Raw genomic sequence first — 982 nt, forward strand, 5'->3', positions numbered from 1 at the left:
GATCAGCCAATACACCATTTTCTTGCTTTTACATAGATTAGACTAAAAAGAGGTTTTTACTATGACCTTTCAAAGAAAATTAAGTAACGTAACCCAGTCTTACCTTTCCTGTTTCTATGATACACTTGATGATATGATCTGTGGCATGACCAATGCCGAACTGACAGACAGCATCTCTCACAATTTCATCGTGCAGATGATTCCTCACCATATGGCGGCGATCCAGATGTCCGAGAACCTTCTGCAATACACAACCTGCATTCCATTGCAGAATATCGCCACTAACATCATCACTTCACAGACGAAGAGCATTGAAGATATGACCGAAGCACTGAAGCGATGCAGCAGACTTTTTAATACCGACCAGGAACTCTGCCTCTACCTACAGTGTTTTGATCAGATTACTCAGACGATGTTCTCCGATATGGAGCGTGCAGTCTCAACGAATAATATCAATGCCAATTTTATGCGTGAAATGATTCCCCATCACAAGGGAGCCATACGGATGTCCGAGAACGCCCTGCGCTTCCCGATCTGCCCGGAATTAGTTCCCATTCTTCATGCTATCATTACCTCGCAAAAAGCGGGAGTACGCAAGATGGAGCATCTGCTGCAGTGTATCTGACACAGATTCCTTCTCGCCTCTCCAAATGTTTCAATCTAACCGGCAAAAATACGCATTTTATTTTTGTCTAAAAAATATGATATTTCATTATATCTTTCATATTTTGTGGTATCATAAGAAAAACAGAACATTTATAAGGAGAAAATGATGTCTACTCTAATGAAAAACATTAAAAAAGCAGAAGTTTTGAAACTGAAAGACGAGGTATCCTATCAAGAAGGGCAGGTTGTCAGCAAGACTCTTGCACAGAATTCTGCCCTCAGTGTCACACTGTTTGCTTTCTGGGCTGGTGAAGAGATCAGCACCCATGAATCCGGCGGAGATGCATTCGTAACCTGTCTTGATGGTGTCGGAAAA

Annotated in this window: 1 protein-coding gene and 1 pseudogene; both read left to right on the plus strand. The window is 41.8% G+C overall.

Annotated elements, in window-relative coordinates:
• Positions 1-61: 61 nt before the first annotated feature.
• On the plus strand, positions 62-625 hold the full coding sequence (locus tag ACQRBN_RS17435) for a DUF305 domain-containing protein (RefSeq protein ID WP_427740363.1): 564 nt from the start codon (positions 62-64) through the stop codon (positions 623-625).
• Between the two features lie 147 nt (positions 626-772).
• Positions 773-982: pseudogene (locus tag ACQRBN_RS17440) on the plus strand (cupin domain-containing protein); the annotation flags it as partial.

Origin of the sequence: Bariatricus sp. SGI.154 (assembly GCF_050313795.1) — a bacterium.
Taxonomy (GTDB): Bacteria; Bacillota; Clostridia; order Lachnospirales; family Lachnospiraceae; genus CAMBRQ01.

Bases quoted from the DNA above. Each gene is read 5' to 3' on its own strand.
- ACQRBN_RS17435 (WP_427740363.1), top strand. From the start codon at position 62: ATGACCTTTCAAAGAAAATTAAGTAACGTAACCCAGTCTTACCTTTCC.